Origin of the sequence: Hymenobacter sp. PAMC 26628, assembly GCF_001562275.1 — a bacterium.
GTDB lineage: Bacteria > Bacteroidota > Bacteroidia > Cytophagales > Hymenobacteraceae > Hymenobacter.
In genome coordinates, this window is record NZ_CP014304.1 from 2,448,530 (window position 1) to 2,472,164 (window position 23,635).

General features: G+C 63.6%; 21 protein-coding genes. 15 read left to right on the top strand and 6 right to left on the bottom strand.

The window, feature by feature from the left end; genetic code table 11:
• Window positions 1-64: 64 nt before the first annotated feature.
• Entirely contained in the window at window positions 65-1,483 is a 1,419-nt protein-coding gene (locus AXW84_RS10685) for a hypothetical protein (protein ID WP_157886944.1), read from the bottom strand.
• Window positions 1,484-1,563: 80 nt separating this feature from the next.
• Between AXW84_RS10685 and AXW84_RS10690 the strand changes: the two genes are divergently transcribed.
• Entirely contained in the window at window positions 1,564-2,130 is a 567-nt protein-coding gene (locus tag AXW84_RS10690) for a DinB family protein (protein ID WP_068232572.1), read from the top strand.
• On the opposite strand, the gene AXW84_RS10695 is transcribed toward AXW84_RS10690, so the two are convergent.
• Together AXW84_RS10695 and AXW84_RS10700 are read right to left on the bottom strand one after the other, a co-directional pair.
• The gene (locus AXW84_RS10695) at window positions 2,127-2,582 is read right to left on the bottom strand and encodes a thioesterase family protein (RefSeq protein WP_068232573.1); all 456 of its coding nucleotides are present in this window, start codon (window positions 2,580-2,582) and stop codon (window positions 2,127-2,129) included. The genes AXW84_RS10690 and AXW84_RS10695 overlap by 4 nt on opposite strands.
• A 72-nt stretch (window positions 2,583-2,654) precedes the next feature.
• Window positions 2,655-3,413: a class I SAM-dependent methyltransferase gene (locus AXW84_RS10700; RefSeq protein WP_068232574.1), complete on the bottom strand. Its 759-nt coding sequence runs from the start codon at window positions 3,411-3,413 to the stop codon at window positions 2,655-2,657.
• Between the two features lie 76 nt (window positions 3,414-3,489).
• Here AXW84_RS10700 and AXW84_RS23235 point away from each other — a divergent pair, with 76 nt between their 5' ends.
• Window positions 3,490-3,657 (top strand): DUF2256 domain-containing protein, encoded by a 168-nt coding sequence (locus AXW84_RS23235; protein WP_071891197.1) that lies wholly within the window; start codon window positions 3,490-3,492, stop codon window positions 3,655-3,657.
• Here AXW84_RS23235 and AXW84_RS10705 read toward each other — a convergent pair.
• The gene (locus AXW84_RS10705; RefSeq protein WP_068232575.1) at window positions 3,654-4,088 is read right to left on the bottom strand and encodes a hypothetical protein; all 435 of its coding nucleotides are present in this window, start codon (window positions 4,086-4,088) and stop codon (window positions 3,654-3,656) included. The genes AXW84_RS23235 and AXW84_RS10705 overlap by 4 nt on opposite strands.
• 638 nt (window positions 4,089-4,726) lie before the next feature.
• On the opposite strand from AXW84_RS10705, the gene AXW84_RS10710 reads away from it, so the two are divergent.
• Window positions 4,727-5,110, top strand: coding sequence for a hypothetical protein (locus tag AXW84_RS10710; protein WP_068232579.1), 384 nt, complete (start codon window positions 4,727-4,729; stop codon window positions 5,108-5,110).
• A gap of 175 nt (window positions 5,111-5,285) precedes the next feature.
• On the opposite strand, the gene ffh is transcribed toward AXW84_RS10710, so the two are convergent.
• On the bottom strand, window positions 5,286-6,650 hold the full coding sequence (ffh, locus tag AXW84_RS10715; RefSeq protein WP_068232582.1) for a signal recognition particle protein: 1,365 nt from the start codon (window positions 6,648-6,650) through the stop codon (window positions 5,286-5,288).
• A gap of 153 nt (window positions 6,651-6,803) precedes the next feature.
• Between ffh and AXW84_RS10720 the strand changes: the two genes are divergently transcribed.
• Window positions 6,804-8,126: a glycosyltransferase family 4 protein gene (locus tag AXW84_RS10720; protein ID WP_236943301.1), complete on the top strand. Its 1,323-nt coding sequence runs from the start codon at window positions 6,804-6,806 to the stop codon at window positions 8,124-8,126.
• Window position 8,127: 1 nt separating this feature from the next.
• Here AXW84_RS10720 and AXW84_RS10725 read toward each other — a convergent pair whose 3' ends face one another.
• Window positions 8,128-9,945: a hypothetical protein gene (locus AXW84_RS10725; RefSeq protein WP_068232585.1), complete on the bottom strand. Its 1,818-nt coding sequence runs from the start codon at window positions 9,943-9,945 to the stop codon at window positions 8,128-8,130.
• Between the two features lie 62 nt (window positions 9,946-10,007).
• On the opposite strand from AXW84_RS10725, the gene pseB reads away from it, so the two are divergent.
• The 11 genes from pseB (at window position 10,008) to AXW84_RS10780 (ending at window position 23,611) form a co-directional block, all read left to right on the top strand.
• Window positions 10,008-11,027 (top strand): UDP-N-acetylglucosamine 4,6-dehydratase (inverting), encoded by a 1,020-nt coding sequence (gene pseB / locus AXW84_RS10730; RefSeq protein WP_068232589.1) that lies wholly within the window; start codon window positions 10,008-10,010, stop codon window positions 11,025-11,027.
• 51 nt (window positions 11,028-11,078) lie between these two features.
• On the top strand, window positions 11,079-12,263 hold the full coding sequence (pseC, locus tag AXW84_RS10735) for a UDP-4-amino-4,6-dideoxy-N-acetyl-beta-L-altrosamine transaminase (protein WP_068232592.1): 1,185 nt from the start codon (window positions 11,079-11,081) through the stop codon (window positions 12,261-12,263).
• A gap of 77 nt (window positions 12,264-12,340) precedes the next feature.
• Entirely contained in the window at window positions 12,341-13,012 is a 672-nt protein-coding gene (locus AXW84_RS10740; protein ID WP_068232595.1) for a TylF/MycF/NovP-related O-methyltransferase, read from the top strand.
• A gap of 31 nt (window positions 13,013-13,043) precedes the next feature.
• Entirely contained in the window at window positions 13,044-14,648 is a 1,605-nt protein-coding gene (locus AXW84_RS10745) for a hypothetical protein (protein WP_068232599.1), read from the top strand.
• A gap of 139 nt (window positions 14,649-14,787) precedes the next feature.
• Complete coding sequence (locus AXW84_RS10750) at window positions 14,788-15,459, top strand: pseudaminic acid biosynthesis-associated methylase (RefSeq protein ID WP_068232601.1); 672 nt, start codon at window positions 14,788-14,790, stop codon at window positions 15,457-15,459.
• On the top strand, window positions 15,459-16,193 hold the full coding sequence (locus tag AXW84_RS10755; protein ID WP_071891200.1) for a cytidylyltransferase domain-containing protein: 735 nt from the start codon (window positions 15,459-15,461) through the stop codon (window positions 16,191-16,193). The genes AXW84_RS10750 and AXW84_RS10755 overlap by 1 nt, the downstream gene beginning before the upstream one ends.
• Window positions 16,194-16,196: 3 nt before the next feature.
• Entirely contained in the window at window positions 16,197-17,768 is a 1,572-nt protein-coding gene (locus AXW84_RS10760; protein WP_068232603.1) for a bifunctional UDP-2,4-diacetamido-2,4,6-trideoxy-beta-L-altropyranose hydrolase/GNAT family N-acetyltransferase, read from the top strand.
• Window positions 17,769-17,812: 44 nt separating this feature from the next.
• Window positions 17,813-18,847, top strand: coding sequence for a pseudaminic acid synthase (pseI, locus tag AXW84_RS10765; RefSeq protein WP_068232607.1), 1,035 nt, complete (start codon window positions 17,813-17,815; stop codon window positions 18,845-18,847).
• The gene (locus AXW84_RS10770; RefSeq protein WP_236943302.1) at window positions 18,847-20,142 is read left to right on the top strand and encodes a hypothetical protein; all 1,296 of its coding nucleotides are present in this window, start codon (window positions 18,847-18,849) and stop codon (window positions 20,140-20,142) included. The genes pseI and AXW84_RS10770 overlap by 1 nt, the downstream gene beginning before the upstream one ends.
• Before the next feature lie 55 nt (window positions 20,143-20,197).
• Window positions 20,198-22,213, top strand: coding sequence for a LamG-like jellyroll fold domain-containing protein (locus tag AXW84_RS10775; RefSeq protein ID WP_068232609.1), 2,016 nt, complete (start codon window positions 20,198-20,200; stop codon window positions 22,211-22,213).
• 27 nt (window positions 22,214-22,240) lie between these two features.
• Entirely contained in the window at window positions 22,241-23,611 is a 1,371-nt protein-coding gene (locus AXW84_RS10780; protein ID WP_068232610.1) for a DUF7033 domain-containing protein, read from the top strand.
• The last annotated feature ends 24 nt before the right edge of the window (window positions 23,612-23,635 follow it).

Here is a 23,635-nt window from a genome sequence, read left to right on the forward strand (position 1 = left end):
TGCTGTTGGGCAACCTGTTGCCCCGGAGTCCCTATTTTCCCTGGCGTGGTATGTCGTGCAACAATCAATACGTCGGCACGTCGCCGGCCTGCAATTGCGCGGCCGTGGCCGCTGCCAAACGCCACCCGCCCCATAGCACGGCGGCTAGCGCGGCCAGGGCCAGCGCCTGCCGCCACCGGGGCGCGGCCCACCACCGCCGTGACCAGGCTGCCTCGGCCGCCGCTGTGAGTAGCAGCAGGTGCAGCGGCAGCAGGTAGCGGCACTCTACCAACGTGGGCAGCGCCAATACCACCGGGAACCCCAGAGCCAGCAGCACCCAGCCCGACCCAAGGCCCCGGGGCCCCGCGGGGCCTCCGGCCCGGCGGCGCAACAGGTGCGCTAGCCCCAGGGCCAGCACGGCGTAGTTCAGCAACTGCCCGGGGCCGGGCCCCAGGGGGCGCAGCTGAGTCGGGTAGGGCGTGGGGTACCACACATCGAGCCCGTTGAACAAATGGCGGGCACAGCGGCCGGCCACGGCCAGCGGGTGGCGCGCGGCAAACCCTAGGTACTGCCCGTAGCTGCCAAACGCGCCGCCCGGCACCGCCCGCAGCTGCTGGGCCCCCGCGGCGTCGGCAAATGCCACGCCTCCGTAGTGCGCGGGGTCGAGGCTCGATTCGTAGCGCTGGAAAGCCGTGCCCCAGTTCAGCTGCTTGAGGTAGAGGGGCAAGCGGCCGTCGTCGGTGGCCAGTACCAGGGGCGTCAGCTTCCTAAAATGGCGGTAATTGATGGCCACCTGGGGCGCCAGCACCAGCGCGGCCCCGGCCACCGCCGCGGCCCAGCGCCGTGCCGCGGGGCCCCGGCCCAGGCCGCGGGCGTGCCACCACAGCCACCCCGCGGTGCCCGGCGCGCAGGCTATGTACACGGGCCGCAGGTTGAGGGCCGCCGCCAGCAGCACGCCGCTCAGCGCCGCCCAACGCCACCCGGGCCGGGCACCGGCGGCCAGCGCCAGCAGCAGCAGCGTTAGCGCGGGCGCGTCTTGCAATGAATAATTGAAATGGCCGCGCCAAAACGCGAACCCCAGCGCCACGGCCAGCAGCCAGGCCCCGCCGCGCAGCGCCCGGCCCGTGGCCGCTGCCCACACCGCCGGCCCCGCCACCCCAAACAGCAGCACGGCCCAGCCCAACCCCATGAACTGGGCCCCGGCAATGGCCGGCCAGCCCGTGGCGTAGCACAGCGCCCGCACTGGCACTAGCAGCAGGGGCCCCAGGTAGCCGCGCAGCATTACAGCGTAGTGCAGCAGCGAAAAGCGCAGGCCCGGCCCGAAAAAAGTAGCGGCCAAGCCCCAATACTCGCCCGCGTCGAACGGCAACCGGTTGGCCCCGCTCAGCGGCAAGTAGGCAGCGTAGAGGGCCAGCACCACGGCGCACCGCCGCGGCCACGGCCACGGGTGCGCCAGCGCCCGCGCCGCGGCGGCCGGCAAACGGCGAAAAAATACGGGGCTCACAGCGGCCAAAGCTACCGGTTGCGGCCCTAAAATTGCGGAACCCGGGGCCCTGGCTGTCCCCTCCGCGCCCCGCCCCCTTCATGAACCACCGCCTGCACCTCAAATTTGAACAACTTGAGCGGGCCACCCAGCGCCTGCTGGCCGCCACCGAGGCCCTGGGCCCCGACGCCACCCGGCCCCCCGCCCCCGGGAAGTGGGCCGCTACGCAGGTCGTGCACCACCTGCTACTGGTTGAAAATAGCATTGCCGGCTACGTGCAGAAAAAATTGCTCGCCGCCGAGCAGCTGGCCAAGCCCAGTCTGTTTACGCGGGCCCGGATCTTGCTGGTGAACTTGCTCTTGCGCTTGCCCGGTCTGCGGTTTCGGGCCCCGCGCGGGGTGGCCGAGCTCACCCACGCAGCATCAGTGCCCGCGCTGCCGGCCATCCAAGCCGAGTGGGCCACCACGCGCCGCCGCCTCGAGCTGTTGCTGAACGAGTACCCCAGCCGCCTGCTCGACCGCGCCATTTACCCGCACCCGCGCGCGGGCCGGCTCAGCATTTACCAAGTGCTCGACCACTTGGTTGACCACCTGTTGCACCACCAGCAGCAAATCGACCGCATCACCCAGGCCCTCAAAGCGGCCCCATCCGCCGCGGCCCGCCGCTAGTTGGCGTGGGGCCCCGGCGCTACGTAGGGCGGCAGGGCGGCGAAAGCTGCCGCCAGCTCGGGCGGCGGCAGGGCCAGCTTGCGGCGGTCGAGGTCAATCCAGGCGCCGTCCACGGTTACGGTGGCGGCTACCCGGCCGTCGGCTTTGTAAATGGTGTGCACGATGGTCCAACGCCCGCCGTCGGCCGTGGCCGCGGCCAGCCGGCCGTCGACGCGAATTTCCTCGCCGATGCTGATTTCTTTCAGGTACTTGGTTTCTTCGCGGAACAGGATGGGCCCCAGGCGCAGCTGCGCGAAGCGGGCCACGTCGAAGCCCCAGCCGGCCAGCACCGCCACGCGCTGGTCGGCGGCGTAATCGGCGTAAGCCGAGTGGCGCATGTGGCCGTTGGGGTCCATGTCGGCCCAGCGGGTGCGGTAAGTAGCGGCGTTGTCGGCGAGGTTTTCAGTGGGCATAGCGGGGCAATAAAGAGGTAGTACTGCGCCCGCACTAGAGCCCACAGGCTCTAGTGCGGGCGCGGCAAGGATTCAAATGGCTTGATTGGCGGCCTCGGCCAAACCCACGGGCACGAGCCGCACCAGGTACTGCCCATCTTCTTCTTCGTCGAGAAAATCGGCCTGGTAGCCAGCGGTGGCAGCGGCGTCGTTTAGCAGCGCCGCGTCGATAAACAGCCATGGAAACGGCTCGCCGGTCTGCTTCTTATACGTCCAGCTGTACTCCACTTCGCCATAGTAAGGCCCGTTCAGGTTGAGCACCAGAGCCCCGTCTTCGTCCTCGTAGAGGTAGCTCACATCAGACGATGTGGCCAGGATCTGGCCATCGGGGGCCAGCAGCGTGCGGGCGTGGGCCAGGAAGCGGTCGAGCCCGTCGAGCGTGCCGGCCAGCCCCAGGCCGTTCATGAGCAGCAAAATGGTGTCGTAGGGCCGCTCGCCGGCCGGCAGCGGGGCAAACAGGTCGTGGCGGGCCGCGGCGCGCACGCCGCGGGCCCCCATCACCTGCACGGCCCCAGCCGACACGTCCACGGCCTTCACCTCGAAACCGCGGCTTTGCAGCTCCAGGGCGTGGCAGCCGGCGCCAGCGCCCACATCGAGCACCCGGCCGCGGCACTCGTCGAGGGCGCGGCGCTCCAGGGCGGGCATTTGCAGCAGGGTGCGAAAGAAATAGGCGGCGGGCAGCGGCTCGTCGTCGGCCGCATTGCAATGCACAGTAAGGGCGGCCGTGGTGCGGCCGCCGTGGTAGTCGAGCAGGGCCTGGCCCAGCAGGTCGGGGGCGGTGAGGGTAGTCATCAGGCCCGAAAAGTAACCAAAACTTCGGGGCCCCGCCGCGCGTTGCACCTGCTCGCCCGTCCATTATTCCCCGCTCATGCTCCCCGATAAGCTCCGCAAAGGCCAGTTGCCCACCAAAATCTGCGCCACGTGCGGCCGCCCCTTCGAATACCGCAAAAAGTGGCGCAACTGCTGGGACGAGGTAAAGTACTGCGGCGAAAAGTGCCAGCGCAGCAAGCCTAAGCCCGGGCCCGCTGGCGCTTAGGCCGCCATGGCCCCCACCGAAAAGACGGGCAGGCGGTACGTGGTGCGCAGCCAGGTCACAGCCGATTCCAGGTCGTCGAACACGTGCACCGACGGGGCATCCGAGCCGTGCAGGACCGTGTCGGTGTAGCACTTCACGCGCAGGTTGGGCGAGTGCACCCAAGCCACCTGCTGCACGTCCACCAGCCGCAGGTAGGGCAGAAACTCGCGGGCCAGCCACGCCGGCACGTTGGGGGCCATACTAGTCACGCCCACGTTGCTGTTGAGGATGCGCGCGTAGCGCGCGTCCATCAGGTACTGCGCTACCGCCACGCAGTTATCCTGCACCAGGGCCAAGGTTAGGTCGCCGCGCCAGTCCACGAACAACCACTGGTTGGCCGGGTCGAAAAAAACAGCAAGGTTAGGGGTTTCGTGGAGTAGTTGTAGTTCCATCAAGCACCAAATTTAAACGACCAAATATGCGACCTGTCGCAACAAAAAAAATCAAAAATGCTACGTTAATAGTAGCACTTTAGCATGATATTATTTATCCCGTAAAACCGTCTTTCTTATCACAAAGTAAACGCACAGAAAACAAATAAATATACCCGACCAATAAACTATTGTTGCCCTCCACCAAAGGCGCAAATCCATCTTATCTATTCCCTAAAATAACTTAGAACAGATAAAATAGTCTATAATCTATCATGCATTTTGTTGATTTTCATTATTTTAATTTTATACACGAATCAACCTGCTGTTGATTACTGAATTAGCATAGTTGTAATTAACCTACACTTAAGAATACTAATTTGGTATTTGTTACAAATAATTACTTCCATATTTTTAACCTCTATCCCAATAAAATAAAATCTATTATAACCCATCCGGGTATAACACCACGCTTTATTTGCATTTGCATTATTATGATTTAAATCAGTGTCCCCCGTTAGGGGCCAATACTTGGACCGGGCATACCGACAGCCTTGCCCACTTACCTGAGCATGCCCCGAAACACGTGTCCCTCCCTGCCTACTGTGCCAACGGCCACGCCCGGTGCGGCGTATGTTTAGCATTCATTTCCTCTCCCCATGGCTTCCAACCTAGATTACCTCGCCCCCGCCCTCGAACCGCTCGAAGAGAAAGTAAAGGCCTACTTGCAAGCCGAAGAATCCCTGCGCAAAGCCCGCCTGGCCCGCGCCGACGCGCCCCGCCAAGCCGCCAACCGCGCCCAGTCGGCTGAAGAATTTGAGCAGCGCCCCGCCACCGGCAGCTACGACCAGGCCACCGACGAACGCCAGCAGCAGCACCAAGCCCTGCACGACGACCTCGCCCGCCTCCGCCACGAAATAATGGAACTGCTGCCCACCCGCGATGCCTGGGTGAAGGTGAACCTGGGCTACGGGCCCAGCCGCGTAGGGGCCTGGGCCGTGCCCGGCCCACCGGCCGGCTACGAGTTGCGCATCGTGCACTAGCCAAGCCACCGGTCGCTTCCTTCGGTGTTGGGCATGAAAAAAGGACGAGGCATGGCCCCGTCCCTTTTTAAACCAAAACACCTTAAAAAACTATTCTTTCACAATGGGATAACGAAACGGCCGGGAAAAAATTCCCGGCCGTTTCGTTTTTGTTGCAAATCCGTTTACGGTTGAGCTAGCGCATCATACCGCCGGGGCCCCCTTTTAGGCCGCCCATCATTTTGGCCATCTGGGCCATGCCGCCCTTGGTCTGGCTCATCTTGTTCATGGTGCGCATCATTTTGCGCATGTCCTCAAACTGCTTCATCAGGGCGTTTACCTGCTGAATGTCAGTCCCCGAGCCCTTGGCCAGGCGGCGCTTGCGCGAGCCGTTAATGAGGTCGGGGTTGGCCCGCTCCTGCTTGGTCATGCTCTTGATGATGGCCTCCACGGGCTTGAAGGCGTCGTCGTCGATTTCGACGTCCTTCATGGCCTTACTCATGCCCGGAATCATTCCCATCAAGTCCTTGATGTTGCCCATCTTCTTGATCTGGTCCAGCTGCGAGAGGAAGTCGTCGAAGTTGAACTGGTTCTTGCGGATTTTGGCGTTGATGCGCTTGGCCTCGTCCTCGTCGAACTGCTGCTGGGCCCGCTCCACGAGCGAAATCACGTCGCCCATGCCCAAGATGCGCTGAGCCATCCGGTCGGGGTAGAAAAGGTCAAGCGCCTCCATCTTCTCGCCCGTCGAGATGAACTTGATGGGCTTTTCTACCACGGCCCGGATGCTGAGGGCCGCGCCGCCGCGGCTGTCGCCGTCGAGCTTGGTGAGCACCACGCCATCGAAATTCAGGCGGTCGTTGAAGGTTTTGGCGGTGTTCACGGCGTCCTGCCCAGTCATGGCGTCCACCACAAACAGGGTTTCGCTGGGGTTGATGGCGCTTTTGACAGCCTCAATCTCGCGCATCATCTGCTCATCGACGGCCAGGCGGCCGGCGGTGTCGATGATGACCACCTTCTTGTTGTTTTTCTTGGCGTAGTCGATGGCGTTGCGCGAAATCTCGACCGGGTTCTTGTTGTCGATTTCGCTGTACACTTCCACCCCAATTTGCTCGCCGAGCACCTTCAGCTGCTCGATGGCGGCGGGGCGGTATACGTCGCAGGCCACCAGCAGCACGGTGCGGTTCTGCTTCTTGATGAAGCTGGCCAACTTGCCGGCAAACGTGGTTTTGCCCGAGCCCTGCAGTCCCGAGAGCAGCACCACGGCCGGGTCGCCCTTGATGACGATGTCCTGCTTCTCGCCGCCCATAAGCGCGGTCAGCTCATCGTACACAATTTTGACCATGAGTTGGCCCGGCGAGACGGCCGTGAGCACGTCGCGGCCCATGGCCTCGTCCTTGATTTTATCGGTTACGTCTTTGGCAACCTTGTAGTTGACGTCGGCATCGACCAGGGCCCGGCGGATTTCCTTGATGGTGGCCGCGACGTTGATTTCGGAGATGCTGCCCTGGCCCTTTAGGGTTTTGATGGCCCGGTCGAGCTTGGTGGAGAGGTTATCGAACATGAAGCAATGGGGTTGGCGGAGGGAGGGATTTCGCGGGGCCCGCGGTGGGGCCCCGGGCGGAAACTGGGCCGGAAATCACCTTCAAAAGTAACCACAAACGGGCGAAAAACGGTCCGGGCCGTACCTTCGCCCGTTCTGCTCAGCCCCGTTCCCGTGCCCCAAACCCACCCGTTGCGCCTGCTCGTCCTCACCTACTACTGGCCGCCCTCGGGCGGAGCTGGCGTGCAGCGCTGCCTGAAATGGGTGAAATACCTGGGCGATTTTGGCGTGGAAGCCACCGTGGTGACCGTGGACGCCGCCCAGGCCACCTACCCCGTGCTGGACGAAAGCCTGGCCGCCGACGTACCGCCCGGTGTGCGCGTCATCCGTACGCCCACGTCCGAGCCGTTCGAAAGCTATAAGAAGCTGACGGGCCGCGCCGTGCCCTACGGCGGCTTTGCCAATGAGGGCAAGCCCGGGCTGGTGCAGCAGGCCCTGCGCTTCGTGCGCGGCAACCTGTTCATTCCGGACCCGCGCCGGGGCTGGAACAAGCACGCGCTGCGAGCCGTGGAACGACTGCTGGCCGCCGGCGAAACCTTCGACGCCGTGCTCACCAGCTCGCCGCCGCACTCCACCCAACTCATCGGCCTGGAGCTAAAGAAGCGCCACGGCCTGCGCTGGCTGGCCGATATGCGCGACCCGTGGACGGACATCTACTACTATAAGGACCTGCACCACACGCCCCTGGCCGCCTGGCTCGACGCCCGCTACGAGCGCCAGATGCTGACGCAGGCCGACGCCGTGCTCGTGACCTCGCCCGAGACCGAGCGCCTGTTCCGCGCCAAGGTGCCGGGGCTGGGGGACGGCAAAATCCACGTGTTACCCAACGGCTACGACGCGCCCGATTTTGGCCAGTCCTCGCGCCCGCCAGCCGACTGCTTTCGCATCACCCACACCGGCACCATCACCGAGTTGTACCACATTGACGGCTTGCTGGGGGCCCTAGCCGGGGCCCGGGCGCGCCACCCCGCCGTGCCCGTGCAGCTGCGCTTCGTGGGCCAAGTGAGCGCCGCGCTCCGAGCCCAGGTGAGCGCCGCTGGCCTGGGCAGCATCACGGAATACCAACCGTTTGTGCCCCACGCCGAATCGGTGGCCGAGCTGCTGCGCGCCACCGTGCTGCTGATGGCCATTCCCGACGTACCGCGCAACCGGGGCATTTTGCCGGGCAAAATCTTTGAGTACCTGGCCGCCAACAAGCCCGTGCTGTGCGTGGGACCCGCCGACTCCGACGCTGATAATTTGCTGCAAGAATGCGGCGCCGGCCAGGCCCTGCCCTATGCCGACGCGGCCCTGATGCAGGAAACCCTCGACGCGCTGCTGCACCAGTGGGCCATCAACCCCAACCTGGACCTGCCCGCCGCCGCCCACGCCCGCTACGCCCGCCGGGCCCTCACAGGGCAGCTGGCCGCCATTGTGGGGGCCCCGGCGCACGGCTAGGCTAGGTGAGCCGCGCCACGGCGCCGCGCAGCTTGGCGGGCACCCGGTTCCAGAGGCGCGCGCGCCAATCGGCCCAGGCCGAGTGCGTTAGCTGCCGGCCCCGCCACTCGCCGATGGCCGCGGCCAGGTGCTGCGCCAGGGTGCGGTAGTGGCGGGGCTGGTAGTGGCGCAGGTTGTTGGTGACGTCGGCGCGCTGGTTGATGAAGGGGCGGGCGTCGACCACGAAGCAGTTGGGAGCCGTTCTCACGAAATCATCCAACACGGCGTTCAGCGCCACGTGGCGCTGGGGGGCCCCGGGCTCGCCCGAGTTAGGCACGTCGATTTCGGTGCCGTTGAGGAAGAAAATGGGCACGGGCGCCGGCACCTGCTGGCGCAGCCAGGCCAGGTTTTCGCGGAACTCGGCGGGGCTAATGGGGCCCTCAAAATGAAAATCCTGCGCAAACTGCCGTAAAAAAGCTTCGTCCATTCCCCGGAACTTGCGCTGGGCGTAGCGGGCCGCCAGGGCCCCCGGCGGCTCAGCCGTCAGGTCGCGGTAGCCACCGAAAGGCACGGCGATGCCCGTAGCCCGTTCGCGGTACAGGTCCTGAGTATAGTCCATCAGCGGACTGAACACCAGTACGTCGTAGTCACCGCGCCACAGGGCCGTATCATAGGCGTCAGCGCCCAGAAACGGCAGACGCCGGGCCAGGCGCTGTTGCTCAGCAGCGGGCAGCTCCTGGGTTTGGCGCAGCAGCACGGTGTGCTCCAAATGCGCCGTTATCTGGTTCTCGTTGAGAAAGTTGAATTCTTCCGTCACTTTCAGGTCGAAGGCTTGTAGGAAGGGCGTGAGTTGGCCCAAGTCGCAGCCCCCCTTCAGCAACACGCGCAGCTTGGGGGCCCCAGCGGCGGACGCGGGCGGCGCGGCGGGTGCCCCGGCGGCAACCGTCAGCCAGTCGGGCCGGTCGGTATTGTTTAATTCCGTAGCCACTTCGCCCTGCACTTCCAGCGCCGGGAAATCCAGCCAGGCGTAGGTGAACTGCTCAACGCCGAGGTGCAGAATCCGGCACGAAAACACGAGTTGCTCCAGCCGGTTCTCGCCCACGTTCAGGCAAAACACGCCCACCAAGCCGTAGTCGCCGAACTGGTCGCGCACGCGCACCGTGCCCCAGCGGCGAGCCGGGTCGGCGAAGCTGGCCGCTAGCTCTTCGGTCGTGACGCGCTGCTTGGTGAAATTGAGCTGGTTGGAGCGGTTGATGAGCTCCTCGATGCGGGCCAAATCGGGCACTACTTCGGGGCCCTCGCGGAACTCTATTTGCACACCGGCGGCGCGCAGAAAAGCCAGGTTGTCGCCCTCATACTGGGCGCGAGCCTGCTGCTGGCGCTCCAATAGCTGGTACTGCTTGAGGCGCGAAAAGCCGGGGTCGGGCTTGCCGCTGGCCCGCAGGGCCCCGGCCAGGGCGGGCAGGTCGGCGGGGTCGGCGGTTTGCAGGCCGGGGTTGTAGAAGGCGGCCTCGCGCAGGTTCACGGGGTTGTCGTCGAGGAAAAGCGCGTTGGGGGCCCTAAGCTGCATGGCCTCTAGCAACTCCTTGATGACCGGGCCCTTGGGCTGCCAGCCGATGCGCAGAAACACGAACAAGTCGCGGATGCCCAGGGCTTCCAATTCGGCTTCGGCGGCGGCGGGGTCGTTCTTGCTGACGACGGTGTGCACCAGGCCCCGGGCGGCGGTGGCGCGCACCAGGGCCAGGTTTTCGGCGATGGGCGCCACGGGGCCCTCCGAGAGCGTACCCCGCCAGAAGGTATCATCCAGGTCCCAAATGAGGAGTTTTACGGGCTCGGCCATGCCGCAAATTTACGCCGCCCGGCCCGGGTGCGTACTTTTGCCCTTTCTCTCTTTCACTTTTCATGGCCCTCGACCTCAACCACAAGTCCATCCTCGTCACGGGCGGCACCGGCTCGTTCGGTAAGCAGTTCGTGCGCACCGTTTTCGCAAAATTCCCGCAGGTGAAGCGGCTGGTGGTGTTCTCGCGCGACGAGCTGAAGCAGTACGAGATGAGCCAGGAATTCAGCCCGGCCCGGTACCCGGCCATCCGCTACTTCATCGGCGACGTGCGCGACCCGCAGCGCTTGCAACGCGCCTGCGAGGGCATCGACATTGTGATTCACGCCGCCGCCCTCAAGCAGGTGCCCGCCGCTGAATACAACCCGATGGAGTGCATCAAAACCAACATTTTCGGGGCCGAAAACGTGATTAATGCCGCCCTTGACTGCGGCGTGAAGGACGTGGTAGCCCTGAGCACCGACAAAGCCGCCGCGCCCATCAACCTGTACGGAGCCACCAAACTGTGCTCCGATAAGCTGTTTGTGGCCGCCAACAACATGAAGGGCGCGCGCGATTTGCGCTTTTCGGTGGTGCGCTACGGCAACGTGATTGGCTCGCGCGGGTCGGTGATGCCTTTTTTTTTAAAGGAGCGCCGCACCGGCGTGCTGCCCATCACCCACCCCGACATGACGCGCTTCAACATCTCGCTCGAAGAAGGCGTGGACCTAGTGCTCTACGCACTAGAGCACGCCTGGGGCGGCGAGATTTTCGTGCCGAAAATTCCTTCCTATAAGATCACCGAAGTGGCCCGCGCCATCGGGCCCGACTGCGAGCAACGCATCGTGGGCATTCGCCCCGGCGAGAAGCTGCACGAGGAAATGATTACCGAAACCGACGCCCTAAGCACGGTGGAACTGCCCCGCTACTACGTGATTTTGCCCAACACGCCCAACTGGGACGTGGACAAGTTTGTGGCCCACTTCCACGGCCGGCGCGTGCCGCTGGGCTTCCACTACGACTCGGCCAACAACTACGAGTGGCTCGACGCGGCCCAGATTCAGGAAGAAATCCGGCGGCACGTGGACGCTGATTTTGTGGCATAAGTGCTGGGGTTAGGGGCCCCAAAGCGCGCCTTCCTTTACCTTTGGGGCCCCATGCCCGACCCCGCTTTCTACCCCGCCCACCCCCTGCCCTACGGCCGCCAGCACATCACCGATGCCGACGTGGCCGCCGTGGCCGACGCGCTACGCGCCGACTTCCTGACCCAGGGCCCTCGGGTGGCGGAATTCGAGGCCCGGTTTGCAGAGTACATCGGGGCCCGATACGCCGTGGCCGTGAGCAACGGCACGGCCGCGCTGCACCTGTGCGCGCTGGCCCTGGGCGTGGGGCCTGGGCAGCGCGTCATCACCACGCCCCTCACCTTCGCGGCTTCGGCCAACTGCGTGCTGTACTGCGGTGGCGAGGTGCACTTTGCCGACATTGACCCCGCCACCGGCCTGATTGATTTGGCCCAGGTGCGGGCCCTGCTGAGGGCCCACCCGAAGGGCTATTTCCAGGGCTTGATTCCGGTGGATTTTGCCGGGCTGGGCGCGGATTTGGAGCAGGCCCGGGCTCTGGCCGACGAGTTTAGCCTCTGGCTTATTGAGGACGCCTGCCACGCGCCGGGCGGCTTTTTTGTTGATTCTGAAGGTCGGGAACGGCGCTGCGGCAGCGGGCAGCTGGCCGATTTGGCCATCTTCAGCTTCCACCCCGTCAAGCACATTGCCACCGGCGAGGGCGGCATGGTCACCACCAACGACGAGCGCCTCTACCACCGCCTGCTGCGCCTGCGCACCCACGGCATCACCCGCGACGAGGCCTCGTTTGTGAACCCCGGCGAGGGCGGCTGGTACATGGAAATGCAGGAGCTGGGCTACAACTACCGCATTTCAGACATCAACTGCGCGCTGGGCCTCAGCCAGCTGGCCCGTGCCGACGCTGCCCTGGCCCGCCGCCGCCAGCTGGCCGCCCGCTACGACGCTGCCTTTGCCGCCCTGCCGGGCGTAGACGTGCTGGCCCCCGGCCGCCCCGGCCACGCCTACCACCTTTACGTAGTGCAAGTGGCCGACCGACGCGGGCTGTACGACTTCCTCAAAGCCCGGCAAATCTTTGCCCAGGTGCACTACATTCCGGTCCACCGCATGCCGTATTACGAGCGGCTGGGCTGGAAAAAGGGCGACTTCCCGCAGGCCGAGGCCTACTACGCCCGCTGCCTGAGCCTGCCCCTCTACCCCACCCTGACCGACGACGAGCAGGACTACGTGGTGGCCTGCGTGGCAGAATTTCTGCCAAAACAGTAGCGGCAAAATATTAAAGACCAATACTGAAGCAGGTTTTAAATGATTATTTTGTTTCGACACAATTCCCTTTCGCCTGCATGACCATCCATGATTTTGATTCTAACCAGGCCATTCATTACGAAAACGGCTTCTACCTTACCAGCGACGTAACCCGGCTGGCTAAGGCCATGGGCCACTTCGAGTTGTACAAAATGATAACCGGCCTGCCGGGCGCAGTGGTCGAATGCGGCGTTTTCAAGGCTACCTCGCTCGTGCGGTGGGCTACTTTTCGCGAACTGCTGGAAAGCCCGTATTCGCGGCGCATCCTCGGGTTTGATATTTTTGGGGCGTTTCCGCGGCACGCAGACGAAACCGACAACGCCTTTGCCGCCCGCCACGACGACGTGGCCGGCCAGGGCCTGAGCGTGGCACAAGTGCAAGCGGTGCTGGCCCATAAAGGCCTGCGCAACGTGGAGCTGGTGCCTGGCGACGTGGTGAGCACCATTCCGGCTTACGCCGCGGCTCACCCGGAGCTGCGCATTGCCTTGTTGCACATCGACGTGGACGTGTACAAGCCCAGCCAAGTGGCCTTGGATACGCTTTACGACCTGGTGGTTCCCAGCGGCTTGCTTATTTTTGATGACTACGGCACCGTAGCCGGCGAAACCCGTGCCGTGGACGAACTAGTGGCCCGCCACAACCTACGGCTGCAAAAACTGTCTTATACCCACACGCCCAGTTTCGTGGTGAAACCCGGGCCCCGGCCGTAGCCTTTGCTCCCCACCCTTCCGCCTTACTCCCATGAAAAGCTACCACAAGCACCTTGAATCGACGATGGCGGCGGGCGAAACGGTGAGCTTGACCCGGCGGCCCGTGTTCCGTTCTTCCGCCATCTTTCCGGTGCTGCATTCGGCGCACTACTCCAGCCGGGTGCTGTTCATGGGCTACTGGCTCCTCAAGCGCCGCATCCCAGAAGTGCAAATGCTAGTGACGCTGCGCGGCGAAGAGGGCCCCGTCCTGCTACGCAAAAGCCTGCTCATTACCGAGCCCAAAGCGTTTGCTTTGCGGGTGGGCGACCTGTTGGCCGAAACCGCGCTGGGCAGCACAGGAGCTAATTTCACGGGCTCGCTGGAGCTGGAGATTTTTGCCACCCGCGACTTGGTTTATCCCTACCCGGCTTTCGTCCTCAATTACTACGGCGACGAGTTTATGGCCAGCGTCCACACCACGGGGCGGGTGTACAACGACATCGAAGACTTGCAGGAAAACGAGGATAAAATCGTTCCCGAATGCGGATTTGACATCCTTTCGGCGGAGGAGTATGCCCCATTTTTTGCATTCGTTAACGGCGTTTATACTTATGACAATCCACTGATTAAGTGGACCATTGTTGACGAGCACGACTGGGCCCACCATGGCGAATTTGTGTTGCCCCCTGTGCCGGCCTACGCCACCCGCTTCGTGAAGCTGCGCGACTATATCGACCTCGGGGCCGTGCTGCGGGGCGGCAAGGGCACCATCAAGCTCCACCACCAGTTTCGGGGGTTTTTCCCGCGCTTTGTAGCCGGCAACTTCGAGCAGCACCGCCACGCCCTGAGCATCACCCACACGTACTACGACTCGTCGGCCGTGACGGATGCGGGGGCCTACTGGGGCAATGCGGACGAGCGGTTCCACGACAGCGCCGTGTTTGCGCCCCTGTTCATGGGCGAGGGCGAGTACACCCAGTTGGTGTTTTACCCCATCTATTCGCCCTCGGCTTTCGGCATCAGCCTGGAATTTTACGACGAAGGCGGCCGGCGCGTGGGCACCGTGCGCGATTGGCGCCATCTGGACCTGCACGCCACCCCCGACCAGTTTTTCACCTTGAGCTTCAATGAAGTAATTGCCCAGCACTTCACGCCCGAGCAGGCCAAACAGTTGCGCGGCGTAAATATCGTCAAGCACTGGCCCAACCGAGAGCAGATTCCGACTCGCCTTAAATTTGGCCTCAATATCGGCCGGACGGGGCGAGCCATGAATCTGCCCACCAATGTATGCTTCAACTCCCAGATTGCCAACGCTAAAGTACTCACCAAGCCTGGCACATTCAAGTGGAGTCCCATACTCGACGGCGACCATTCGGTGGTGGTCATCCTCAACGGGTCGCCTTTGAAAGAGTACGCCACACCTGCCAACTTGCAGCTGTCCTTTTACCGCGAAGCCGACAACCAGACCCTGGAGCGGGCGGCCTTATTACCGCCTTTCGGGCAGCTTCGCATTGAAGTTAACCAAGACGTCGAGTTGAAGGAGTTTTTGGGCGGGCATCCGGGGTGGGTCACCATCCAAGCCGATAACCCTTTCGTAACTTCTTGGTACTTTGATTTTAACGAAAGCGGGGCCGTGGGCGGCGACCATGCTTTTTAGATTATTGGGCTTCTCCCACTTGCTTAAATGGGCCGGTTCGATTGGTAAATGATGAGTACTGGCCAAGGCCCTGGCGGCCGCGTCGTACTATTGCGAATTGCTTTTGAAGCAAAATTCTTCTTTTGATTCCTCCGTTTTCATGACCTCCACCCCGAACCCCAATACCAAGCAAGAGCATTTCTGGACCAGCGACTTCGGCCGCCACTACACCGACCGCAACTCGCGGCACCTGGAGGACTGGAACCAATTTTACCTCGACAACTGGGGGCAAACTAAACTGGCTATGAACGAGCGGTTTCTGGGCCATCTCGACCGCGACGCCCGCATCTTGGAAGTTGGCTGCAACACCGGTATGCAGCTGATGGGCCTGCAAGAAAACGGATTCCAACACCTGTACGGTGTTGAAATTCAGCCCTACGCCGTCGAGAAAGCCAAGGAGTACACCCGGCACGTGAACATTGTGCAGGGCAGCGGTCTGGACTTACCTTTCAAGGACGGCTTTTTTGATGTGGTGGGCACCAACGGCGTGCTGATCCACATCTCGCCCGACGACCTGCCGAAAGTAATGGCCGAAATGATGCGCACCTCCAGCCGCTACATCTGGGGCTTTGAGTATTACACCCCCGACATCACTACCATTAAGTACCGCGACAACGTGGGCTACGCCTGGAAAGGTGACTACGCCCGCTTGTTTCAGGAGCAGTTTCCAGGGCAGTTGCGCTTGGTGCAGCAGGAGTTTTTCCCGTACGTGAACCCGGCCGAAAAGGGCAACACGGATTGCATGTACCTGCTGGAAAAAATAGGAGCTTAATGGGCCGGGCCTTGCGCATCGGCATTGTTTCGCAGGCCCGGATGACCAGTACCCGCCTGCCCGGCAAGGTGCTGCTCCGGGCCGGCGGCGACTCGCTGCTGGGCTGCCATCTGCGCCGCCTGCGCCAAACCGGGCTGCCGGTGCTGCTGGCCACCACCACCAACGCCACCGACGACGTACTGGCGGCCTTCGGCAAATCCCACGACGTGCCCGTCACGCGGGGCGACGAACACGATGTGCTCGGCCGCTTCCAGCTCTGCGCCCAGGAAAACGACCTAGAGGCCGTGGTGAGGGTTACCAGCGATTGCCCCTTCATCGCTCCAGAACTGATTGTGGAAGGGGTGGCCCGCTACCGGGCCGCCGCCGACCCCCGGCTCTATTTGTCGAACGTGCTGCGGCGCACGTACCCGCGCGGCTTTGATTTCGAGATTTTTTCACGGGAGCTACTGGACGAAGCCGCGCAACGGGCCACGCTGCCCGCCGAGCGGGAGCACGTGACGCCCTATATCAACCAGAACCGCGCCGGTACCGTGCACCTGACCCATCTTACCCGGGCCGCCGATGCCAGCCGGTACCGCCTTACCGTGGATACGCCCGAAGATTTTGCTTTGGTTCGGGTGCTACTGGCCGACCACGCCGCGGGCCAGCTCAGCGGCGAGGCACTAATCGAGCTACTGTCTACCCATCCAGAACTGGTCGCACTGAATGCAACGGTGGAACAAAAGAAAATCTGAGCCATGACCGTGCTGCTCCCCGCCGTGCCCGTAACACCAGCCGGCGCCCCCGGCCGGCTGGGCCCCCGGCTGGTGTTACGCGCCGACGGTAGTCCGGCCATTGGGCTGGGCCACGTGGTGCGGCTGTTGGCGCTGGCTGATATTTTGCGCAGCCAATTTGTTGAAACGGTTTACGCCGTTCGGGGGCCCATCGGTTTACTGCAAGAATTGCTAGCTGGGTTGGAATTGCGGGTAGAGGAATTGCCCGAGCAACCGCTTACGGCCGAGGCCGAATGGTTGCGACAGCACTTCCTGCGGCCCGACGATGTGGTGGTACTCGATGGTTACGGCTTTGACTTTGCTTACCAGCAGGCCGTGCGATCTAAAGCGCGGCGCTTGGTTTGCTTGGACGATTTGCACGCTTTTCCCTTCGCGGCGGATGCGGTGCTGAACCCCGCCGGCGGGGTTTTCAGCAGCAGCTACGTACTGCGCCAGCCGGGGGCCCGGCTGTTGGCGGGGCCAGCATTTACCCCGCTGCGGGCCGGTTTCTGGCAATCGGAGGCGCTTGCGCCGCAAGCAACTTCTCTCGCAACGGCAGCAGATGAAGCGCCTGGTTCGCCGATGGTATTGCTCTGCCTGGGCGGCACCGACCCGCACCGTCGCACCCAACAGGTGGCGGCCGACTTGCTGGCCTTGCCGCCGGCAGCGATGGGGCAGTTGCACGTGGTCGTTGGTTCGGCCTACCAGGGCTGGAACGCCCTGTGCGCCTGGGCGGCGCTCCAGGGCCGCCTGGTGCTGCACCGGGCCCTGCCGGCCGCCGGCCTAGCAGCGTTGATGCGCCGTTGCGGGGCCGCCGTGCTTTCCCCCAGCACCGTCAGCTACGAGTACTGCGCCGTTGGCGGCGGCCTGTTATTTACTTTGCCAACAGCTGATAATCAACACGACCTCGACCACTTTCTGCGCGGCGCGGGTTTAGCGTTGCCCTACCCCAGCGCAGCCAATGTACTGGCTAGCCCAGACATGATTCGCATCAGCAATCAACTCCGGGCAGCCCAGCACCAGTACTTCGACGGGAACGCCCCGGTGCGGTTGCGGCAGGCGTTCGCCGCGCTGCAACTGCCGCTGCCTGGTTTTCGTCTGCGCCCCGTTCAGACCGCCGATTTAGCGTTGTTGTTGGCCTGGGCCAACGATGCTGCCGTTCGTCGGCAGTCGTTCAGCGAGGGGGCCATTTCACCGGCCACCCACACCGACTGGTTACAAACTCGCTTAGCCGACCCCAATGCGCTGCTGCTGCTAGCTGAGGACGGCGCCACGGCGGCACCGTTAGGCCTCATTCGGTTTCAGTTGGACGGGGCCGTGGCCACCTTAAGCTACCAGTTGGCGGCCGAATGGCGCGGGCGTGGGCTATCGGCCCCGCTGCTGGTTGCCGGCACCGAAGCGGCGCAGGCGCACTTTGCCGGGCTGCGCCGGGTGCAGGGCCACGTGCGGGCCACCAACCCAGCTTCGGTGCGGGCTTTTGAGCGCGCCGGGTTTGCGGCGGAGGCCCCAGCGGCCGACGCCCCGGCCGGCTCCCTTACTTTTGTTTGGATTGCTTGAAGGCGGACCCGTTGGTCAGCTCATTCGCCGGCATTCTTCCTCCTATGCAAATCGGTTCGTACCACCTCGGCCCCAACCAGCCGCCGTTCATCATCGCCGAGCTTTCCGGCAACCACAACCAGGACCTCGGCCGCGGCCTTGCCATCGTCGACGCCGTGGCCGCCGCCGGGGCCCACGCCATTAAGCTCCAAACTTACACGGCCGACACCATGACGCTGCCCGGGGCCCACCGCATCGACGACCCCAAGTCGCTGTGGTTCGGGCGGGAATTGCACGAGCTGTACCAGCAGGCCCACACGCCCTGGGAGTGGCACCAGCCGCTGTTTGCACGGGCCCAGCAGCACGGAATGCTGGCATTCAGCTCCCCGTTTGACGAATCAGCGGTGGATTTTTTGGAAACGCTGGAAGTACCGGCCTACAAAATTGCTTCCTTTGAAAACACTGACTGGCCCCTCCTGCGCCGGGTGGCTGCCACCGGCAAGCCCGTGATTATGAGCACCGGTGCCAGCACCCTGGCCGAAGTGGCCGAAGCCGTGGCCGTGCTCCGCGAAGCCGGCTGCCGGGACTTGGTGCTGCTTAAGTGCACCAGCACGTACCCGGCATCGCCCGAAAACACCAACCTGCGCACCCTCCCCCATTTTCAGCAGCTGTTCCCGGAGTGCTTGGTGGGCCTCTCCGACCACACGGCGGGCGTGGGCGCGGCCGTGGCCGCCGTGGCCCTGGGGGCCTGCGTAGTGGAAAAGCACGTGACGCTGCGCCGCTCCGACGGCGGGGTGGACGCCGCGTTTTCGCTGGAGCCCGAGGAAGTAGCGAGCCTGGTGACCGAAACCCGCCGCGCCTGGCAGGCCCTGGGCCAGATTCAGTACGGCATTCAGCGGGCCGAAGAGCCCAGCCGCCTCTACAAACGCTCGTTGTACGTGGCCCGCGACGTGGCCGCGGGCGAGGTTTTCACCAAGGAAAACCTGCGCGTGGTACGCCCCGGCAACGGCCTGCCCCCGCGCTACTACGAGCAGGTGCTGGGCAAACCGGCCCGGCAGGCCCTGGCCGCCGGCACGCCCCTGACCTGGGAGCTGCTGTGATGCCGCCCCTGCCCCCCGGCCGGGTGGCCCGCCTGCGCGACATCTTGCAGCTGCGCTTCACCCCTTTATTTGCCAACTTTCCGCCGGCCGTGCTGGCCACCATTTCCCCGGCCAACCCGTTGAAACGGCTGGCGCGCGTGCTGGCGTACACGGCCCTGCGGCTGGTGGGGCACGTGTTCCGGCCCGTGCGCAACCGGGAGGCCCTGCCCGGCAAAGTCTGGCTGTACGTGGTGAGCCCCAACAATTACGATTCACTGCATTTTATTCAGCAGGCCCGGCCCGATGCCGTGCTCGTGGCCGGCCAGGGCAAGCAAATTGGCCGCTACAACGGATTGGTCAACCGGCTTTCGCTGCGCCGCAAGCTGCTGTATTACGGGCAGTACCCGCTGGTGCTGTGGGGCCTTGCGCGAATGGAAGGCCGGCGGGCCCGGCGTTTTTTTGATTTGATTTTCTACGCCGTCGGCTACTACGAAGTGTACCGCCGGGCGCTGCGCCGCGACCGGCCCAAGGCCGTCGTGTTCGCCAACGACCACAACGACGACACCCGGGCGCTGCTCCTGGCCTGCCGGGCCGAGGGTATCCCCACGGTTTACGTGCAGCACGCCAGCGTCAGCACCTACTTCCCGCCGCTGGGCTTTGGCCTGAACCTGCTCGAAGGGCAGGATGCCTTGGACAAGTACCGCCAGTGCGGGCCAATCCTGGGCCAAGTGGCGCTGGTGGGGATGCCCAAGGCCGATGAATTCTTGGGCCAGCGCAACCGGGCCCCGGCCGTGCGGCGCGTCGGGCTGACGACCAACCTCCACGACCCGCTGCCGGCGCTGCGCGACGCGCTGGTGTACCTCATTGCCGAGCTACCGGGCCTCACTTTCACCCTGCGGCCCCACCCGGTGGACACCCGCGACTACGCCCCCCTCCAGGCCGAATTGCCGGCGCTGCAATGGTCGGACGCCCGCCAGGAAAAAATATTTGATTTCCTGGGCCGCCAGGACGCGCTGGTTGCCGCCGACACTTCTACCCACTTGGAGGCCACGCTTTTAAACTTGGCCAGCTTGTACTTCCGGCTTGGCTCGAACGCCATGATAGAAGATTATTACGGCTACGCGGCCCAGGGCCTCGTGGACCGCGCCGGGACCCTGTCCGAGTTGGCCGCCTTGCTACGCCGCTACGCGCAGCACAAACCGTTCGACCTCTACCGCCGCGCGGCCTATTATAATGCCACTATCGGCACTTCGGACGAGGGCCACAGCCAAGCGTTGTGCTTGCAAGTACTCGATGAATGGCTCCTTGGCCGCTAACTTGCCTTGAATTTTATGAGCCGCTGATTAATTTCCACCGCATTTTCGACCTTCTATGAAAACACGTTTACTATCGATTTTTGTTTTTCTACTTACGGTTTGGGCGGCCACACCCGTAAGCGCCCAATCCATCACGGGCCCGGGCAATAGCCTTTTCTTTCGGGGCGGCTCCAACTACATCAACGCCGGCACCAGCAGCCGGGGCATTACTAACCGGGTAACGGCCGAGGCCTGGGTGAAAACCACCAGTGCCAGCTACATGTGGGTAACGGGCAAGTACCTGAACTCCAACTCAGAAGAAAAGGGGTTCTTTCTTTACGTAATCGGGGGCCAGGCCGGCTTTGACGGCCGCGTGGGGGCCGGACAGTACATGACCTCGGGGTATTCCACCGCCGTCGTGAACGACGGACGCTGGCACCACTTGGCGGGCGTGTACGGCGACAACACCTGGAAAATCTACGTGGATGGGATTCTGGAGAATTCAAAATCCTATCCGGCCAGCAACCCCAATTTAGTAAATTCCACGGCCCTTACCCTGGGGAATTACCTCTACAACAACGACCAATACTTTAATGGCGAACTCGACGAAGTGCGTGTGTGGCGCACGTCCCGGACCGAAACCGATATCCGGGACAACATGTGCCGCAAGTTTCCACTGGCCCCGGCCGACCTCGTTGCTTACTACCGCTTCGACCAGACCAACGGCAATACTGCCCTCGACCAAGGCAGTGCGCCAGCCAGCAGCTCCTTGATAAATTTTTCGGGCAGCGATACCTGGCGGGTCTCGGGCGCGCCCATTGGCGACAACAGCGCCTACGCTTACCAAGTCGGCGGCAGCACCGCGCCACAGGCAAAACTAGTGACGGCGACCGGCGACTCGGCAGTTGCGACGGCTACCGCTTCGGCTACCCGCGGGGTGCAGCTCTACGTCGTAAATAGCGCGCCCATAATTTCGCCCGGCGCGGGGGCCGCTGCCGCCTACACTGGCGTGTTCACGACCGGGGCTGGGGCTACCTACACCGTGCGCGTCCGGCCACACGACGGGCCCAACTGCAAGCATTTGGCGGAGCGCACAAGCAATGAATTGAACTGGCAAGCCGCTGTTACCACCACTACGGCTACCTCGCTCGTGCGCACCAATGCTACCTATCGGGGCGAATACATTAGCCTACCGGGCGGCCTTGCGCCCCGCATCGTTATCAGCGGCGACTCGCTGATTTGTGCCAATGGCCAGACACTGCTGAACGCCACCACTGCCGGCGCGGCAACTTACCAGTGGAACACGGGGGCCACCACGCCCACGCTGGACGTAACGCAACCCGGTACCTACACCGTTACGACCTTCTTCACCGGCGGGTGCAGCAGCAGCGCCCGCCGCACCGTGCAAGTATTGCCGGTTCCGGCGGTGGCCATCACCGGGGATTCGTTGCTATGCCCGGGCCGCAGCACGACGCTAACCGCGGCCGGGGCGGGGGCCACCGGCGTGCTGTGGAACACGGGCGCAACCACCCCCACGCTGCTCGTCAGCGCGCCCGGCCTTTATTCCGCCGTGCTCACGTACGGCGCGGGCTGCACCACCCCGGCGGCCCGCCGAACTGTGCGTTCCGAACTAGCCAGCCCATCTTTCACGTTGGGGGCCGATACCACCATTTGCGAAGGCGAGGCGGCGCTGCTGCGCGGTCCGGTGGGCCAGGGCCTACGCTACCAATGGTCCGACGGCAGTTCGAACCGGGACTTACAAGTCCGGGAGGCCGGAAGCTACACCCTCCGCGTATCCACGAACTGCGACAACCGCAGCGCGACCCGCGTAGTGGCAGTGCAATCATGCTTAATAATCCCTAACATCATTACCGCCAACGCCGATGCACGCAACGACTTGTTCAAAATCAGTGGTTTGGTTGGGCTAGGTTGGCAACTCGATGTTTACACCCGCTGGGGCAAGGCCGTGCTGCACACAAACAACTACGCTAACGATTGGGGTGCCGACGCCGCACCGGGCTTATACTACGTCTTGTTGCAACGTCCCACCACCGGTTACCGCTACAAAGGCTGGGTGGAAGTAGTGCGCTAACGCGGCCGGCTCTTTTCCCTAATTTCCTTGCATACCGCCCCGCCCCCCGCCCTGCCGCCGACGGCCCCGGTCACGGCCGAGGTGCGGCTGGCATACGTGCTGGCCCACTTCCGGCGGGTTTATGAACGGGTGCCCGCAGGGGCCATTGGCTACGCCGGGGGCCCGGCAGCGGTGGCGGTGGCCAACAGGGCGGAAGGCTTTTTCGACCGGGCCCACCCCTGCCCGCCCGCGCCCAGCTGGCGCGAATGGCGGGGCCAGCGCGTGCCGTTTTTCTTTTACGACGGGGCACGGCCGCTGCTGGAGCTGGCCCCGGGCCGGGCCCGCATCGCGGCCGACGTGGTTTCAGCTGCATTTTACCTACTCAGCGGCTGGCAAGAATATTTCTCCAACAAACGCGACCGGCACGGGCGGTTTCCCTACGCGGCCAGCGTGCAGGCGCGGTACGGCTTCGTGGCGCTGCCGGTGGTGAATTATTATTTTGACGTGCTGCGCGTGGCCGTGGAGCACGCCACCGGCCGGCCGCTGCGCCCGCGTACCTGGGGCCCCGGGGCCCCATTCGCTGCCTTCGTCAGCCACGACCTCGACAACCTGCGCAGCGCCTGGAAAACCCCGGCCAAAGCGGCGCTCCGGGCCGGCCGGCTGATGGATTTTGGGCAGATGCTGTGGCAGCACTGGACGCAGCCCGACGTCTGGGATAACCTCGAAGCCGTGGCCGCCGCCACGGCGCAGTACGGGGCCCGGTCCACGTTTTTCGTGCTGCCCGCGCACCGGCCCGGGGCCGATGGCACGCCCAACGCGGATTATCGGCTCACGGCCCGGCTGTGGCAACGGCTGGCCAAACTAGCGAAGCAAGGCCACGCGGTAGCCCTACACGCCAGCATCGGAACGGCCGATAATTTTATTCATTTTGATACTGAGCGGCAGGAGGTACTCGATGCAGAAGCAGGTGGCAACCGCTTCCACTACCTGCGCTGGGAGCCGCGCCTGACCACCAGTATAGTAGACCAGGCAGACATTGCTTTCGACTCGACACTCGGCTTTGCCGAGCATTTCGGGTTTCGAAATTCCTACTGCCACCCCTTCTATCCGTTCGATTTCAGGAACAGTACCGCGCACGAGTTTCTCGAAATTCCGCTGAACGTAATGGACGCGACGCTGCATCACCCCAATTATTTGCAGTTGGGGCCCGACGAAGTTTTGCCGGCCTTGGTGCCCATGCTCGCCGAGGTGGAAAAGTTTGGCGGGGTGGCGTCGGTGCTGTGGCACAACCAGAACTTCGACCCGGCCAACACCACCAACGGGCCCCGGCAATTCCACGAAATCATGGGCTGGCTGCGCGGGCGCGGCGCGGCATTCCTCACGGGCACCGAAATTTGGGCCCAGTTTCCGGCGGCGTAGGGCCCCGGATTTCTATTTTTCTCC